The 15,545-nt window shown below is 72.3% G+C and carries 16 protein-coding genes; 8 read left to right on the plus strand and 8 right to left on the minus strand.

The annotated features are described in order from the left end of the window. Positions 1–2 precede the first annotated feature (2 nt). The 3 genes from DRB89_RS30950 (at position 3) to DRB89_RS30960 (ending at position 3,231) form a co-directional block, all read left to right on the plus strand. Positions 3–1,331: a nitrate/sulfonate/bicarbonate ABC transporter ATP-binding protein gene (locus tag DRB89_RS30950; protein WP_112451581.1), complete on the plus strand. Its 1,329-nt coding sequence runs from the start codon at positions 3–5 to the stop codon at positions 1,329–1,331. Between the two features lie 18 nt (positions 1,332–1,349). Then, the gene (locus DRB89_RS30955) at positions 1,350–1,568 is read left to right on the plus strand and encodes a hypothetical protein (protein WP_112451582.1); all 219 of its coding nucleotides are present in this window, start codon (positions 1,350–1,352) and stop codon (positions 1,566–1,568) included. Between the two features lie 145 nt (positions 1,569–1,713). Beyond that, positions 1,714–3,231 carry a flotillin family protein gene (locus DRB89_RS30960; RefSeq protein ID WP_239516409.1) on the plus strand — a complete coding sequence of 506 codons (1,518 nt, stop codon included), beginning with the start codon at positions 1,714–1,716 and terminating at the stop codon, positions 3,229–3,231. A gap of 179 nt (positions 3,232–3,410) precedes the next feature. Here the strand turns inward: DRB89_RS30960 and DRB89_RS30965 are convergent, their stop codons facing one another. From DRB89_RS30965 to DRB89_RS30985, 5 genes are all read right to left on the minus strand, one after another. Continuing rightward, entirely contained in the window at positions 3,411–4,979 is a 1,569-nt protein-coding gene (locus DRB89_RS30965) for an aldehyde dehydrogenase family protein (RefSeq protein ID WP_239516410.1), read from the minus strand. Next, the gene (locus DRB89_RS30970; RefSeq protein ID WP_112463501.1) at positions 4,976–6,715 is read right to left on the minus strand and encodes a D-aminoacylase; all 1,740 of its coding nucleotides are present in this window, start codon (positions 6,713–6,715) and stop codon (positions 4,976–4,978) included. Before DRB89_RS30970 ends, DRB89_RS30965 begins: the two co-directional genes overlap by 4 nt. A gap of 341 nt (positions 6,716–7,056) precedes the next feature. Then, positions 7,057–8,178, minus strand: coding sequence for an LLM class flavin-dependent oxidoreductase (locus tag DRB89_RS30975; RefSeq protein ID WP_112451609.1), 1,122 nt, complete (start codon positions 8,176–8,178; stop codon positions 7,057–7,059). Positions 8,179–8,317: 139 nt separating this feature from the next. Further along, positions 8,318–9,112, minus strand: a complete 795-nt coding sequence (locus DRB89_RS30980; protein WP_112451608.1) for a glucose 1-dehydrogenase — start codon at positions 9,110–9,112, stop codon at positions 8,318–8,320. A gap of 25 nt (positions 9,113–9,137) precedes the next feature. Then, complete coding sequence (locus DRB89_RS30985; RefSeq protein WP_204357863.1) at positions 9,138–10,085, minus strand: LLM class F420-dependent oxidoreductase; 948 nt, start codon at positions 10,083–10,085, stop codon at positions 9,138–9,140. 168 nt (positions 10,086–10,253) lie between these two features. On the opposite strand from DRB89_RS30985, the gene DRB89_RS30990 reads away from it, so the two are divergent. The 3 genes from DRB89_RS30990 (at position 10,254) to DRB89_RS31000 (ending at position 11,738) form a co-directional block, all read left to right on the plus strand. Continuing rightward, positions 10,254–10,526: a hypothetical protein gene (locus DRB89_RS30990; protein ID WP_112451607.1), complete on the plus strand. Its 273-nt coding sequence runs from the start codon at positions 10,254–10,256 to the stop codon at positions 10,524–10,526. Further along, positions 10,523–10,918 carry a PIN domain-containing protein gene (locus tag DRB89_RS30995; protein ID WP_112451606.1) on the plus strand — a complete coding sequence of 132 codons (396 nt, stop codon included), beginning with the start codon at positions 10,523–10,525 and terminating at the stop codon, positions 10,916–10,918. Before DRB89_RS30990 ends, DRB89_RS30995 begins: the two co-directional genes overlap by 4 nt. A 70-nt stretch (positions 10,919–10,988) precedes the next feature. After that, the gene (locus DRB89_RS31000; protein ID WP_204357862.1) at positions 10,989–11,738 is read left to right on the plus strand and encodes a hypothetical protein; all 750 of its coding nucleotides are present in this window, start codon (positions 10,989–10,991) and stop codon (positions 11,736–11,738) included. Here DRB89_RS31000 and DRB89_RS31005 read toward each other — a convergent pair. The 3 genes from DRB89_RS31005 to DRB89_RS31015 are packed head-to-tail and all read right to left on the minus strand — an operon-like array spanning position 11,710 to position 14,561. Beyond that, on the minus strand, positions 11,710–12,555 hold the full coding sequence (locus DRB89_RS31005) for a hypothetical protein (protein WP_239516411.1): 846 nt from the start codon (positions 12,553–12,555) through the stop codon (positions 11,710–11,712). The two genes, DRB89_RS31000 and DRB89_RS31005, sit on opposite strands and share 29 nt — an antisense overlap. Before the next feature lie 33 nt (positions 12,556–12,588). Continuing rightward, complete coding sequence (locus DRB89_RS31010; RefSeq protein ID WP_112451605.1) at positions 12,589–13,845, minus strand: ATP-binding protein; 1,257 nt, start codon at positions 13,843–13,845, stop codon at positions 12,589–12,591. Beyond that, positions 13,842–14,561, minus strand: a complete 720-nt coding sequence (locus DRB89_RS31015; RefSeq protein ID WP_204357861.1) for a response regulator transcription factor — start codon at positions 14,559–14,561, stop codon at positions 13,842–13,844. The genes DRB89_RS31010 and DRB89_RS31015 overlap by 4 nt, the downstream gene beginning before the upstream one ends. Before the next feature lie 90 nt (positions 14,562–14,651). On the opposite strand from DRB89_RS31015, the gene DRB89_RS31020 reads away from it, so the two are divergent. Continuing rightward, the gene (locus DRB89_RS31020) at positions 14,652–15,176 is read left to right on the plus strand and encodes a hypothetical protein (protein WP_162688799.1); all 525 of its coding nucleotides are present in this window, start codon (positions 14,652–14,654) and stop codon (positions 15,174–15,176) included. After that, positions 15,173–15,505 (plus strand): hypothetical protein, encoded by a 333-nt coding sequence (locus tag DRB89_RS43865; protein ID WP_204358162.1) that lies wholly within the window; start codon positions 15,173–15,175, stop codon positions 15,503–15,505. The genes DRB89_RS31020 and DRB89_RS43865 overlap by 4 nt, the downstream gene beginning before the upstream one ends. Positions 15,506–15,545 lie beyond the last annotated feature (40 nt).

The following is a 15,545-nucleotide window of genomic DNA, read 5'->3' on the forward strand; positions in this document are numbered from 1 at the left end:
CCATGACCACCAGCCCCGCGGCCGCCACCATCCTCAAGACCGAGGCCCTCACCAAGGCCTACGCCGGCGCCGACGGCGAACTGCCCGTCCTCGGCGGCATCGACCTCGAGATCCGCGAGGGCGAGATCGTCGCCCTCCTCGGCAAGTCCGGCAGCGGCAAGTCCACCCTGCTGCGCTGCCTCGCCGGCCTGATCCCCGCGAGCTCCGGCTCCGTCACCTACCGCGGCGAGGAGCTGCGCGGCGCCAACCCGGGCACGGCGATGGTGTTCCAGACCTTCGCGCTGCTGCCCTGGCTGACGGTCCAGCAGAACGTCGAACTGGGTCTGGAGGCCAAGGGCGTGGACCGCGAGGCACGGTCCCGCCAGGCGGTGGAGGCGATCGACCTGATCGGCCTCGACGGCTTCGAGTCGGCCTACCCCAAGGAGCTCAGCGGCGGGATGCGCCAGCGCGTCGGCTTCGCCCGGGCGCTCGTCGTGGAGCCGGAGGTGCTGATGATGGACGAGCCGTTCTCCGCGCTGGACGTGCTCACCGCCGAGAACCTGCGCGGCGAGCTGATGGAGCTGTGGGCCTCGGACCGCTTCCCCGCCAAGGCGGTCGTACTGGTCACGCACAACATCGAGGAGGCCGTGCTGATGGCCGACCGGGTGGTGGTCCTGGGCTCCCGCCCCTACGGCACCATCAAGGAGACCTTCCCGGTGGACCTGGCCCGCCCCCGGGACCGGAGCTCCGCCGAGTTCGAGCGGATCGTCGACGCCGTGTACGCGGTGATGACCGGGCGCACCGCCAAGACCCCGGCCGCCACCCCGCCCGCGAAGCGGACCCCGGCCAACACCCCGCTCCCGGAGGCCAGCGTCGACGGCATGGCGGGCCTCGCCGAGATCGTGCTCCAGCGGGCCGCCGGGGCCGGCGGCGAGGACAGCGAGGATCTCGCCGACCTCGCCGACGAGCTCGGCCTGGAGGTGGACGACGTACTGCCCCTGGTGGACGGCCTGGAACTGCTCGGCCTGGCCGAGGTGCGGGACCTGCACCTGGTGCTGACCGCGCGCGGCAGCGCCTTCGCGGGGGCCGACGTACAGGAGTCGAAGGAGCTGTTCGCTCAGGGTGCGATGGAGGTCCCGCTGGTCCATCTGATCCACACCACGCTGCAGCGCTCGCGCGGCGGCACCCAGCGGGCCGGGTTCTTCCGCGACCTGCTCTCGCACCACTACACGAGCGAGCAGCTGGAACGGCAGCTGGAGACGGCGACGGACTGGGGGCGCTACGGGGAGCTGTACGGCTACCACGCGGACGCCGAGGAATACCGGCTCGACGAGGACCCGGGGCGCGGATAGCCGCGTACGCTCAGGGACATGGGGGAATCGGACATGGTGGGACTGGACGGCCGGGTCACGGGAACGGTCGGGCCGGGGCTGGTCGGCGAGGTCATCGTGCGGATCCGGGGCGGTGCGGAGCACTTCCTGGCGCACCCGGCCCCGGGGACCGGGCGCCTCGCCGTCGGGACGGTGGTGACGGTGGTCGAACACCTTCCGCCGCGCACGGTGTACGTGATGGCCGCGTACGGCGACTGACCGGCCGTCGGGGGCGTCGGGGGCGTCGGAGCCCCGCGTACCAAGATGGCGACAAGACTCCTCCGCCGTCTTCACGCCGCCTTGACACGGGCGCAGACTCGCCTTCTCGGTGGCGGACGCCGCCGTGGAACAGGGGGAGTTGCCGATGCCTATCGGCGTATTGGCAGGCATGGTCGTGGGCACCATCGTGGCCGTGATCGGCCTGTTCAAGCTCATGTGGAGGGTGGCCGAGCCCAATGAGGCGCTGGTCATCTCCGGCTCCGCGCACAAGACCGAGGGCATCGCGGAGGGCATGGGCTTCCGGATCGTCACCGGGCGCGGAACGCTCGTGCTGCCCGGCGTGCAGGCGGTGCGGAAGCTGTCGCTGGACCTCAACGAGACCCAGCTGAACGTGGACTGCGTGACCCACCAAGGCATCCCGCTGCGGGTCAAGGGCGTGGTCATCTTCAAGATCGGCGACGACTTCGTGTCCATCGCCAACGCGGCCCGCCGCTTCCTGGACCAGCAGAAGATGATGCCCGAGCGGGTCCACATCGTCTTCGCCGGCCATCTGCGCTCCATCGTGGGCGGGCTGACGGTCGAGGACATGATCCGCGACCGCGAGAAGCTGACCGGCCAGACCCGGGCGGCGTGCGGTACGGAGATGGAGAAGCTCGGCCTGATCGTGGACTCCCTCCAGATCCACGAGATCGAGGACCCGACGGGCTACATCAAGAACCTGGCGATGCCGCACGCGGCCGCGGTCCAGCGGGACGCGCGGATCGCGCAGGCGGACGCCAACCTGCGGGCGACGGAGGCCGAACAGGCCGCCTTCGCGCGGATGTCGGAGGCGACGCGGGACAGCGAGATCCTCCAGGCGGGCTACCAGGCGGAGCGGGACAAGGCGGCCGCCACCGCCCGGCAGGCGGGCCCGCTCTCGGAGGCGGCGGCGCGCCAGGAGGTCGTGGTCCAGGAGACGCGGGTCGCGGAGCTGGAGGCGCAGCGGCGCGAGCAGCAGCTTCAGGTGGACGTGCGCAAGCCGGCGGACGCGGCGGCGTACGAGACCCGCACCCGCGCCGAAGCGGACCGCGACGCGCGGATCTCGGCGGCGCAGGCCAAGGCGAAGGAGACGGAGCTGGCGGCCGCGGCCGAGGCGACCCGGGTGACGACGGCCGCGGCGGCCGACGCGCAGGCCACGGAGGCGCGGGGCCTGGCGGCGGCGACGGCGACGCGCGCGAGCGGTGAGGCGGAGGCGGCGGCGACGCAGGCCAAGGGCCTCGCGGAGGCGGCGTCGGCGAAGGCGAACGGCCTGGCGCAGGCGGAGTCGGCGAAGGCGCAGGGCTTGGCGGAGGCGGAGGCGATCAAGGCGCGGGCCGCCGCGCTGGCGCAGAACCAGGAGGCGGTGATCGCGCAGCAGCTGGCCGAGAACTGGCCGGCGATCGTGGAGGCGGGTGCGGGTGCCTTCGGCAACGTCGAGCACATGATCCTGCTGAACGGGGCGGAGGGCATGTCGGAGATGTTCGCGAAGGCCCTGACGATGGGCGGCACGGGCCTGGGCCTGGCCCGCCAGCTCCTGTCGACGATGTCCCAGCCCCCGACGGCGACGGCGCCGGCGGCCGAGGGCACCCCGGTGAACGGCTCGTCCCCGACGGCGTCCCACCAGATCCCGATCCAGGGCGCGTAGCCAGGAGGCCCCCGGGGCTGGATCCGGCCGCCGGTCGGCAGATCCAGCCCCGCCAGGGGGCACCTCCCAGCGGTAGCCGGGGGAGTGTGAGGCGCGGGGTCCGGGGCGGAGCCCCAGGGAACGGTGGAAGGGCGGGCAGGGGACAGCCCCGAAGGGCCCGAACGCCCACCCGGCCGGGGTCAGGGGCGGCGGGCCGGGCGCCGCCCCAGGATCCGCTTCGCGGCCAGCACCAGCACCGTGGCCAGTACGAGCACGAAGGCGCCCTTCGTGCTCGTACCGATCGACTGGATCTCGCTGTAGGCGTGCAGCGCGTACGAGCCCACGTCCCGGCCCACCCCCGAGCGCTTGAAGCCGCCGAACGGCGCCTCCATGTTCCGCCCGATGGTGTTCACACCGACCCCGCCCGCCCGCAGCCGGCGCGCCACCCGGAAGGCGCGCGCCGAGTCCCCGGACCACACGTAGCTGATCAGGCCGAAGTCGCTGTCGTTGGCCAGCGCCACCGCCTCTTCGTCGTCTCCGGCGGCTCCGTCGAACGGGACGACCACGACGACCGGGCCGAAGATCTCCTCGCGCACCACCCGCATGTCGTTCGTGCAGTCGACGAGGAGGGTGGGGGCCACGTAGAAGCCCTTCCCTTCCGTACCGACCACCGGGCGCTCGCCGCCGAAGGCGATCCGCGCGCCCTCCTTCTTCCCCAGCTCGATGTACGACTCCACGCGGTCGCGGTGCGCCGCCGAGATGACGGGGCCCACCACCGTGCCGCGCACCCCCGGATCCCCGACCTTCATGAAGGCCAGGTAGCCCGTCAGCTTCTCGACCAGCTGCTCGTACACCGACCGGTGCACGATCACCCGGGTCGGGGCCGTGCAGATCTGCCCGGAGTAGAAGGAGAAGGTGGTGCCGATCCCCATCACGGCCGCGTCCAGGTCCGCGTCCGCGAGGACGATCGCCGCGCCCTTGCCGCCCAGCTCCATCAGCTGCCGCTTCATCGTCCGGCCGCAGACCTCGGCGATGGACTGCCCGACGCCCGTGGAACCGGTGAAGGACACCATGTCCACGTGCGGGGAGTCCACGGCCGCCTCGCCGACCTCCACCGAGGTGCCCGAGACCACGTTCACCACGCCCGCCGGGACCCCGGCCTCGTGCAGCGCGTCCGCCATCCGGAACACCGACAGCGGGTCCTGCGGGGCCGGCTTGACCACCACCGTGTTGCCCATGGCCAGCGCCGGTGCCACCTTGCCCGCCGGGTTGGCCCACGGGTTGTTGTACGAGGTGATGCAGGTGACGACCCCGACCGGCTGGCGGACCTCCAGCGCGCCGAGGATGCTCGCCGCGCCCATCGGGCCCGCGTCGGTGACCTGCGGCGGCAGCCCGCGCTCGACGGCCTCCAGCGCGCCCTTCGCGTACCGCCGGAAGCGCGCCACCCCGACGCCGACCTGCATGCCGCGCGCGATCCCGGTCGGGGCGCCCGTCTCGGCCTGGGCGAGCGCCGACCAGGGCTCGTACTCCCGCTGGATGATGTCGGCGGCCCGGTCCAGGATCGCGGCCCGCTCCTCCGGCCTCGTCCGCGACCAGCTGCCGAAGGCCTCGGCCGCGGCGCGCGCCGCGTCCTCGACCTGGGCGCGCGAGGCCTCGGGTGCCAGGCCGACGACGGACTCGTCGGCCGGGTTGACCACCTCGTAGTGGCCGCCGGCCGGCTCGACCCACTCGCCGCCGATGTAGAGCCGCTGGGGCTGCGTCGCGCTCATCGGGTGCTCACCGTCCTCGTGTCCCGGCCCGATCGGAGCACGATCCCGGGGATCGCCCCCGTGACCTCGTCGTCGCGGATGGTCTCCACTCCGTTGACGCGCACCGACACCATGCCGATGGCCCGCGCGTCCAGCCGCGGGCTGTCCCCGGGCAGGTCGTGCACGAGCGTGGCCGGGCCGGCCTCGATCCGCTCCGGGTCGAAGAGCACCAGGTCCGCGTGGAAGCCCTCGGTGATCCGGCCGCGCTCGCGCAGCCCGAACAGCTGGGCCGGGTCGTCGGTGAGCATCCGTACCGCCTGCTCCAGCGGCACCAGCCTGCGGCCGCGCAGGCAGTCGCCGAGGAACCGGGTCGTGTACGGGGCCCCGCACATGCGGTCCAGGTGCGCGCCGGCGTCGGAGCCGCCGAGCATGACGTCCTCGTGCTGCCAGGTCTCGGCGCGCAGCGCCCAGCTCGCCGGGTCGTTGTCGGTGGGCATGGGCCACAGCACCGTGCGCAGGTCGTCGTTGGCGCAGATCTCCACGAGGCAGTGGAAGGCGTCCTGCCCGCGTTCGGCCGCGATGTCGTTGACGACGCGGCCGGACAGGCCCGCGTTCGCCTCGCTGTAGGTGTCGCCGATGACGTAGCGCCCGAAGTTGGCCAGGCGCCGGAAGACCCCGGCCTCCTTGCTGGCCGCGCGGCGCAGCATCTCGGCCCGTACGTCGGCGTCGCGCAGCGTGGCGATGCGCTCCGGGACGGGCAGGGCGAGGATCTCGCCCCAGCCGGGGATGAGGTTGAGGGCGCAGAACGTGCCGAGCGACATGTTCATGGGGGTCAGGATCGGCATGGTCAGGGCGACGATGCGGCCGCCGGCCTTGCGGGCGCGTTCGCTGGGGATCAGCTGGCGCGGCACGCGCTCGGGGACCGAGGCGTCGATGGTCAGGACGTTCCAGTTCAGGGGCCGGCCGGCGGCCGCGCTCATCTCGACGAAGAGGTCGATCTCCTCGTCGGCGAACTGGTCGAGGCAGCCCGCGACGATGGCTTCGAGCTGGGTGCCTTCGTGTTCGGAGACCGCTTGGGAGAGGGCGATCAGCTCGGCGGGCGCGGCGTGCCGGGAGGCGACGGGAGCGCCGGATCCGTCGGAGTGGGTGGAGGACTGGGTGGTCGACAGGCCCCAGGCGCCGGCGTTCATGGCGTCGTGGAACAGGTCGAGCATCGCCTGCATCTGCTCTTCGGTCGGCTGGCCGCCGACGGCGTCCTCGCCCATCACGTGCCGGCGCAGCGCGCAGTGGCCGACCATGAAGCCGGCGTTGACGGCGATGCGGCCGTCGAGCGCGTCGAGGTACTCGCCGAAGGTGGACCAGGTCCAGTCGACGCCCTCTTCGAGGGCGGCCAGGGCCATGCCCTCGACCTTGCTCATCATGCGGCGGGTGTAGTCGGCGTCCTCGGGGCGGGCGGGGTTGAGGGGGGCCAGGGTGAATCCGCAGTTGCCGCCCGCGACGGTGGTCACTCCGTGGTTCATGGAGGGGGTCGCGTACGGGTCCCAGAACAGCTGGGCGTCGTAGTGGGTGTGGGGGTCGATGAACCCGGGGGTCAGGACGAGGCCGGTGGCGTCCTCGCTGGTGGCGGCGGGTTCGGTGACGGTTCCCGGCGGGGCTATGACGGCGATCCTGCCGTCGCGTATCCCGACGTCCGCCACGCGGGCGGGTGCGCCGGTGCCGTCCACGACGGTGGCGCCCTTGATCAGGTGGTCGAGCATGACGTCCTCTCTGCCGGTGTTCGCGTTGCGCGCCGTCTCCTGGGGCTCCGCCCCGGACCCCGCTCCTCAAACGCCGGAGGGGCTGGAATCACCGGCCGGCGGCCCGGCCACGCGGTGCGCTGCGCGCACGTGCGGGCCGCCGGAGGCCACATCCAGCCCCTCCGGCGTTTGAGGAGCGGGGGTCCGGGGGCCGGCCCCCGGCAGCGGCGCCGCACCTGCGGGGCCGCAGCCCGGGACCCCGGTCGGAGTCCGCCGGGCCGGCCGCAGCCACGGCGTGACTCCGGCCGGGGCCGGTTGCGGGGCGGCGGTCCGGGAAGACGCCGCCCCCGTTCCCCCGCGGGCTAGGCGCCTTCGCGGAAGCGCGTGGTGCGGTGCACCGGGTCGGTGTCGATGTGCGGGATGACGTGCTCGCCGATGAGCTTGATGGAGGTCATCGTGTCCTCGGGCGAGACGCCGGTCGGCAGGCCGAAGGAGAGCTGGTCGGCGCCGGCCTCCTCCCAGCGCTTGCACTGCGCGCGGACCTCGGACGGGTCGCCGCAGATCAGCAGCTCCTCGGCGATCAGGAGCTCGATGATCTCCGCGTTGTACTCGGGGAGCGTCTCGGGCCACTGCGGGATGGCCTCGGGCCGCGGGAAGGTGTCGTGGTAGCGGAAGACCAGCGACTGGAAACGGTTCATGTTGGCGTTGACGGCGATCTCGACGGCCTTGTCGTGGGTCTCGGCGCAGATCGCGGTCGAGGTGACCATGACGTTGTCGTTGACGAAGGCGCCGATCGCCTTCGCCTCCTGGATCGCGGTCTTGTACTGGTCCAGGACCCAGGCCATGTCGGAGACCTTCTGGACGCTGAAGCCGAGGACTCCGAGGCCCTTCTTGGCGGCCATGGCGTACGAGGCGGGGGAGCCGGCGGCGTACCACATGGCCGGGTGGGCCTTGCCGTACGGCTTGGGGAAGATCTTGCGCGGCGGGAGCGACCAGTGCTTGCCCTGGAACCCCTCGTACTCCTCCTGGAGGAACATCTTGGGGAACTCGGCGATGGTCTCTTCCCAGATCTCCTTGGTGCCGTTCATGTCCTCGATGCCGGGAAGGAAGCCGAGGATCTCGTGGCTGCCGGCGCCGCGGCCGGTGCCGAACTCGAAGCGCCCCTTGGAGAGGTGGTCGAGCATGGCGACCTTCTCGGCCACCTTGACCGGGTGGTTGACCGGGGCGAGCGGGTTGAAGATGCCGGAGCCGAGGTGGATGCGCTCGGTGGCGTGGGCGAGGTACCCGAGGAAGACCTCGTTCGCCGAAAGGTGCGAGTACTCCTCCAGGAAGTGGTGCTCGGAGGCCCAGGCGTACTTGAAGCCTGACTTGTCCGCCTGGATGACGTACTCGGTCTCCTCGATCAGCGCCTTGTGCTCTGCCTCGGGGTCGACCTTGGACCGCGCCTCAGGCACGTATCCCTGCACAAAGAGCCCGAATTCCAAGGGGATTCACCGTCCTTTTGTTTCTGACGTTGCGTCAGATTCGATGCCACGACTGTTCCACCGGTGGGGCGCGAGCGTCAATACCTGACGCTCCATCAGATAACCTGGAGGGCGTGCCGCCTTGGCGGTCGGGAGCGGCTCACAGGATGCTCACGCCCGCCATCCAGCCGCCGTCGATCACGAACGGCTGACCGGTGATGTACGAGGAGTCCTCGCTGGTCAGGAACAGTGCCAGCTTCGCCACCTCCTCCGGCTGCCCCACCCGGCCCATCGGCACCACGCGCTTGTAGAGCTCCGCCATGGCCTCGCGCGCCTCCTCGGGCAGGTCCGCCGGATTCACGTGCCCGGGGGTGGCCATCGGGGTGTCCACCGCGCCCGGGCACATCGCGTTGACCCGGATGTTCTTCGCCGCCAGCTCCAACGCGGCCACCCGGGTCAGGCCGAGGATCGCCGCCTTGGTCGCCGCGTACGTGCCGACGTACGCCATGCCCGTCAGGCCCGTGTACGAGGAGGTGTTGACGATCGTGCCGCCGCCGGCCGCCTCGATCTCGGGAGCCACGGTCTTGATGCCGAGGAACGCGCCGACCTGGTTGACCTGGACCACCTGCTGGAACTCCTCCAGCGGGGTCGCGGTCAGCTCGTTGAAGCGCAGGATGCCCGCGTTGTTGACCAGGCCGTCGATCGGGCCGAAGGCCTCCTTCGCCGCCTCGACGGCGGCCGCCCAGTCCTCCTCCCGGCTCACGTCCATCCGCACGTACCGGGCCCGGTCCTCGCCGATGTCCTTCGCCACCGCCGCACCCTGCTCGTCCAGCACGTCCCCGAGGAGCACCTTGGCGCCCTCGGAGGCGAAGAGGCGGGCTTCCTGCTCGCCTTGGCCGCGCGCCGCACCGGTGATGATGACGACGCGCCCGTCCAGCCTGCCTGACCTGCCCATGTGTTCGCCCCTAAGCATCTCGTCGCTAGTCGTTGAGGAGAGGGCCCACTTCGGACCCGAAAGCCGTGATCTGGTCGAGGAGTTCGGCGCGGTCGCGGTTGCGGAAGCGGACCTGGATCTGGTCGATGCCCAGCGCCTTGTACTCACGCAGCGACTCGGCGAGCGCCTCCGCCTTGCCGGTGAGGGTGCGCCGGCCGGTGTCCCAGCCGGGCTCGCCGACGTAGAGCGCCTCGGTGATCGCGCCGAACTCGACGGGGCCGGTGACCCCGGCCTCGGCGCGGAGCTCCTTGATGCGGGCGATCTGCGCCGGGAGCTTGTCGCGGGGGTCGCCCTGCGGGAGCCAGCCGTCGCCGCGCACCGCGGCGCGCCGGACCGCGGCGGGCGAGGAGCCGCCGACCCAGACGGGGATCCGCGCCTGGGCGGGCCGGGGCAGCTGCCCGAGGTCCTTGAAGGAGAACAGCTCGCCCTCGAACTCCGGGTACTCCTCCGGCCCGAGGGCCGCCCGCAGCGCGTCGAGGGTCTCGTCGAGGACGGCCCCGCGGCGCGCGAAGTCCACGCCGAGGGCCTCGAACTCCTCCTGCACGTGCCCGGCCCCGACGCCGAGGATCAGCCGGCCGCCGGAGAGGTGGTCGACGGTGGCGTACTGCTTGGCGCTGAGCAGCGGGTGGCGCAGGCCGAGGATCGCGACGTGGCTCAGCAGCCGCACGTTCTCGGTGATCCCGGCCAGGAAGGAGAGCGTGGCCACCGGGTCGTACCAGATGGTGCTCATGGGGCCGGCCATGCGGCGCGGGATCGCGACGTGGTCGCAGGTGGCGACGTAGCCGAACCCGGCCCGGTCGGCCGCCCGCGCGACCGCGGCGAGATCGGCCGCACCGGCGGTCGCCTCCCAGGGCTCGGCGTAGATGGTGCTCTGCGACTGGATCGGGAGCTGCATCCCGTAGACCAGCCGACCTTCCGGAAACACGCGCGCCATGGGCCGTACCCGCCTCGTCCTCGTCTGCCGATTCGTCATACCGACGTCGGGGGCCATCGTCGTAGCTGACGGTCCGTCAGGCAAGGGGTTGACGGGCCCGGGAAGCAGCACCCCGACCCGGACGCGGCCCCCCGTGCCGAATAACATGAGTTTTGTTATGATGGCCTCATGACTGACCAGCCCACACCCGGCGAGGGCCCGACCCGGCCCGTGTCCGTCTCGCTTCACGAGGGGACGATCGCCGCGCTCAAGGCCCGCACCGGCAAGCGCGGCATGTCCGCGTACATCGAGGCGCTCGTTCAGCGACAGCTGGAGCGTGACAGGCTCCGAGAACTCATCGAGGACTCCGAGGCCGTGAACGGGCCGGCCGACCAAGCGGCGGTCGACGAGAAGCGAGCGATCTTGCGCGGCGGGGCAGCGGCCTCGTCGGATGCCGCGTGACCGGGACCCTGGTCCTGGACTGCGAAGGCCTCTCCCGGCTCGTCCGCCAAGACCCCGGCTTGCTGGACTGGCTCACGGCCGCAGAAGCGGAGGACATCCGGGTGGTCATCAGCGCAGTCACCCTCGTCGAGGCTCGTGACCCCCGGGTGCACCAGGCCCGCTTCGACTATGCGGTCTCCCGCGTGAACATCGTCCCGCCGAGCGAGGCCATCGTCCGGCACGCGAGCAAGCTGCTCGCCGCCGCCGCCGGGCTGCACGGACACAAGTACGCCCTGGACGCCATCGTGGCAGCGACCGCCCTCGACCAGCCCGAACCCGTCACCCTGTTGACGTCGGATCCCGACGACCTGACCGCTCTGTGCGGAAAACGGATCCGCGTCGTCAGGATCTGACGGGGCGGGGGGCCCTGACGGCGGCCCGCAGGGGTGTCACCCTGCGGGGGCGCCCGTTAGGGTGCCGCGCGTGGATCTATTTCTGACCCTGGTCAGCGGGGTGGCGTGGACCGTCGTGTACGTGGAATCGATCCGGGTGGGGTTGCGGGAGCGGACCTACGCGATGCCCGTCGCCGCGCTCGCGCTCAACTTCGCCTGGGAATCGACGTACGCCGTCAACGACCTGCGCACCGGCCTCTCGGCCCAGGGCGTCGTCAACGTGGTGTGGGCCGTGGCCGACATCGTCATCGTGTACACGTATCTGCGCTACGGGCGGGCCGAGTTGCCCCGCTTCGTGACCCGGCCGCTGTTCGCCGTGTGGAGCGTGCTCCTCTTCGCGAGCGCCTTCGCCGTGCAGTGGCTCTTCCTCGCCCACTTCGGCTCGCACGGGGCGAGCCGCTACGCGGCGTTCCTGCAGAACCTGCTGATGTCCGGGCTGTTCATCGCCCTCTACGCGAGCCGGCGCGGCCGGCACGGGCAGTCGCTCGTCATCGCCGTGGCCAAGTGGGTCGGCACGCTCGCGCCGACCTTCCTCTTCGGGGTGCTCGAGGACGCGCCGTTCATCCTCGGCCTGGGGGTGCTGTGCGCCGTCTTCGACCTCGCGTACGTCGCCCTGCTGGCCTGGGACCCGGCGGGCCGCGGGGCGGCGGCCGGCGGGCTCGCGGACGGCGGGCCGGCCGTCGGCAGCGGGATCGGCGGCAGCAGGGGTGGCAGTGACAGTGGTGGCAGCGGTGGCAGCGGCGAGCCCGTGCTCAGAAGTCCGGCGGGCCCATCACGATGACCGGCTTCGCCGCCGGGTCGAGGGTCTCCAGGATCTTCTTCATCGCGTCCTTCGGGATGCCCACGCAGCCCTGCGAGGGCCCGTCGTGGTCCACGTGGAGCCAGATGTTGCCGCCCTTGGCCTCGCCCTCCGGCTTCGTCGGGTCGAGCGGCGAGGTGCCCGGCTTGCGGTTGTAGTCGATCGCGACCACGTAGTCGAAGGAGCCCGCGAGGGACTCGCCCTCCACCCCGCGCCCCGAGGCGACGAAGGAACGACTGCGGTCGTACGGGAACTTCGTGCCCTCCGGCTTCGCCAGCAGCCCGCCCGCGTCGGTGAGCGCGAACACGCCCTCGGGGGAGGTCAGGTCCCCGACCGTCCGCTCCGCGGACCAGCCCTTGGCCCCGTTGCGCGCGGGCCACTCCGCGCTCTTCGCCCAGTCGGCCCCGGCCACCGGACGCGTGTACAGGGCCGCCGTGGACTCCGAGGAGTCCGCCGCCTTGCCCGTGACGAGGATCAGCTGGCGGGCGTCCGCCGGGATCTTCGCGCGGGTCTCCTCGCTGATCCCCCGCAGGCCCTGCAGGCCGTCGCGCTCCACACCGCGCGCGGCACGCTCGGCGGCCTGCGGGCGGGCGTCGGCCACGGCCCGCGCGGCGGCATTGGCCGGCGGATCGTGGGCCAGGTACACCCAGCCCGCGCCGAAACCGAGCAGGCCGAGGGCGGCCGCCGCCGCGATCGGACGCGCGGGGCGGGAGTCGCGGGCGGCGCGGCGCGCACCGCCCGCGCGCGAAGGGCGGGGCGGACGGGACGGTCGGGAGCCGGCTCGGGCGTGCTTGCTCATTGACCCGACCGTACACAGCCGATCTTCGATTCGTTAACCGGTCGGGCTCCCGGGCGTTTCCCGCACGGCGCCGTCCTCCGGGAACCAGACCCGGACCGTCAGCCCGCCGCCCGGCCGCGGATTGGCCCGCGCCGTCAGCTCCGCGCCGTGGGCCCGGGCGATCGACGCGACGATCGAGAGACCCAACCCGGCGCCCTCACCTGCGGTGTGCTGCCGCTCCGCGCGCCGCCGGAACGGCTCCAGCAGCCGCGGAACGTCCTCGGGGTCGATCACCGGACCGGTGTTGGACACGGTCAGCACCCCGTCGGCGGAGGTCTCCACCTCCAGGCGGCCGCCCGCGCGGTTGTGACGTACGGCATTGGCCAGCAGATTGCGCACCAGGTGGCCCAGGAGCGTCCGGTCGCCCGTGACGGTCAGCGGCACGAGGTCCCGTACGACGGCCAGGTCCTGAGGGGCCGTCCCCTCCGCGGCCGCGAGTTCGACGGCCGCCAGCTCCGAGGCGGCGAGCGCTGACAGGTCCACCGGCTCCGCGACCTCCAGCCCCTCCTCCGAGACCGCGAGCAGGAGCAGCGACTCCACGAGGTGCCGGCTGGAGTCCGCGACGTCGATCAGCTTGGCCCGGATCCGGGCCACCTTCTCCGGCGGCGGGTCCCCGGCCAGCCCGATCTCGGCGGCCGCCCGCTGGACGGCGAGCGGGGTGCGCAGCTCGTGGGCGGCGTTCGCGGCGAACCGCCGCTGCGCGCCGACCAGGTCCTCCATCCGGTCGAGCATGCCGTCGAACGTGTCGGCGAGGCGCTTGAGTTCCCCGGGCGGGGCCTTGAGGCCGATCCGCTCGTGGAGGTTGGCGCCGGAGAGGCGGCGGGCGGTCTCGGTGATGACGCTCACCGGGCGCAGGACGCGGCCGGCCATCCACCAGGCGAGCCAGATGGAGAGCATGGCGAAGACCACGAGGGCGACGAGGGAGACGATCAGCAGTTCGTGGAGGGTGGCCTGTTCCACGCGGTTGGTCAGCTCCTGGGTGGCCTTCCAGGTGGCGAGCTGCTCGGGGGTCGGGGTGACGCCGGGGCCGATCTTCTCGGCGGGGACGGGGAGCTGATGTCCCGGGACCACGGTCGCCTGGGAGTCCGGCAGGAGCACCTTGGTGGTCGCGACGGCCCCGCTGATGCGGGTGTAGAGGCCGTTGCGGAGCAGGATGTTGATCAGGGCGATCAGCCCGCCGCCGGCCAGGAGCAGCAGGGAGCCGTAGAGGGCGGTGAGACGGGCGCGCTCGGATCGGAGCACTGCTCTCATCGCGGATCACCGCTCCGGTCGCTCTGGTCGCTCCGGCCGGTCCGGTCGGTCCGGTCGCTCTGCTCGATCCGGTAGCCGGACCCGGGCACGGTCTCGATCAGCGGCGGCTCCCCCAGCTTGGCGCGCAGCTTGCTCAGCGTGACCCGTACCGCGTTGGTGCTGTAGGACGTGTCCTCCTCCCACACCTGCTCGATCAGGTCGTCGTTGCTGAGGACGGCGCCCTCGGCCCGCAGCAGCGCCTCCAGCACCGCGAACTCCTTGCGCGAGAGCGCGAGCCTGCGCCCCTCCCGGGTCGCGGTGCGCCGCGCGACGTCGACGGCGACGCCCGCGCCCTCCAGCACCGGCGGCAGGGCCGGCTGGACGCGCCGGCCCAGGGCCAGGACGCGGGCGAGGAGCTCGTCGTAGGCGAAGGGCTTGGTGAGGTAGTCGTCGGCGCCCAGGCCCAGGCCCTCCACCCGTTCCCGTACGGTCCCCGAGGCCGTCAGCATCAGGACGCGGGTCGGCAGCCGGTCGCGCACCACTTGGCGGCAGACCTCGTCGCCGTGCAGGCCGGGCAGGTCGCGGTCCAGGACGAGGACGTCGTACGCGCCCAGGCGCAGGCGCCGCAGGGCCTCCAGGCCGTCGCCCGCCTCGTCGACGGCGAGCGCGTCGCCGCGCAGCCCCTCGGCGATCATCTCCCGGAGGAACTCCTCGTCCTCCACCACCAGAACTCGCATGGCGTCCTCTTTACCCGAGAAGGGCATTTCGCCGTTGTAAGCACGAGCCGTTAGAGAAGCGAAACCCGCTGTTCGCGCACGCTCGGGCCCATGAAGCGATCCACGACCATGACCACGGCCGCGCTCCTCACCGGCCTGACCCTCTTCGTCACCGCCTGCACGGGCGGATTGGGCGGCTCCGAGGGCACGAAGGACGAGAAGAAGGACTCCGCCGGCTCGGCCGGCGGCAACGGTGGCAACGGCGGCAGCAGCAGCGGTGCGGACGCCGACAACGCCCTCAAGATGCGCAAGTGCCTGCGCGACAACGGCATCGACGCCCCCGACCCCAAGCCGGGCGAGGACCCGCGCGGCATGACCCTGGGCGCCGGTGAGGACCAGGAGGCGCTGCAGAAGGCCATGGAGAAGTGCGGGATGAAGGGCCCGGGATCCGGCGGCGAGATATCCCAGGCGGAGAAGGACAAGGCGCTCGCCCAGGCCAAGTGCATGCGCGACAACGGCTTCGACATGCCGGACCCGGAGTTCAACGGGAACGCGCGGACCGGGGTCTCGCTCCCCGAGGGGGCCGACAAGGACAAGTTCATGGCGCAGCTGAACAAGTGCAGCGAGGACAAGTGAGCAAGCGCGGCACATGGCTCATGGCCTCGCTGGCCGTCGTACTCGCCGTCTCGGGCGGCGGGTACGTGGTCACCGCGCAGGCGGGGACGGACGGCAAGGACGCGAAGGACCAGCGGGCGAACGGCGCGCCGGACTCCACGGCCCCGGTCACGCGCGGCGACCTGAGCTCCGGCCTCAAGGTGGACGGGACGCTCGGGTACGACAAGGAGCACAAGCTCAACGCGGCGGGCGCGGGCGCGGGCGCGGGCCAGGGCGGTGGAGGCGGTACGGGCGCCCCCGGGGCTGGCTCTTATACACATCCGCCCCGCCCCCGGGCACCTGACACCTGACACCTGACCGGCACGGTGAACGGCATGGTGACCGGCATGG

Source organism: Streptomyces sp. ICC4 (assembly GCF_003287915.1).
Classification (GTDB): Bacteria; Actinomycetota; Actinomycetes; order Streptomycetales; family Streptomycetaceae; genus Streptomyces; species Streptomyces tritrimontium.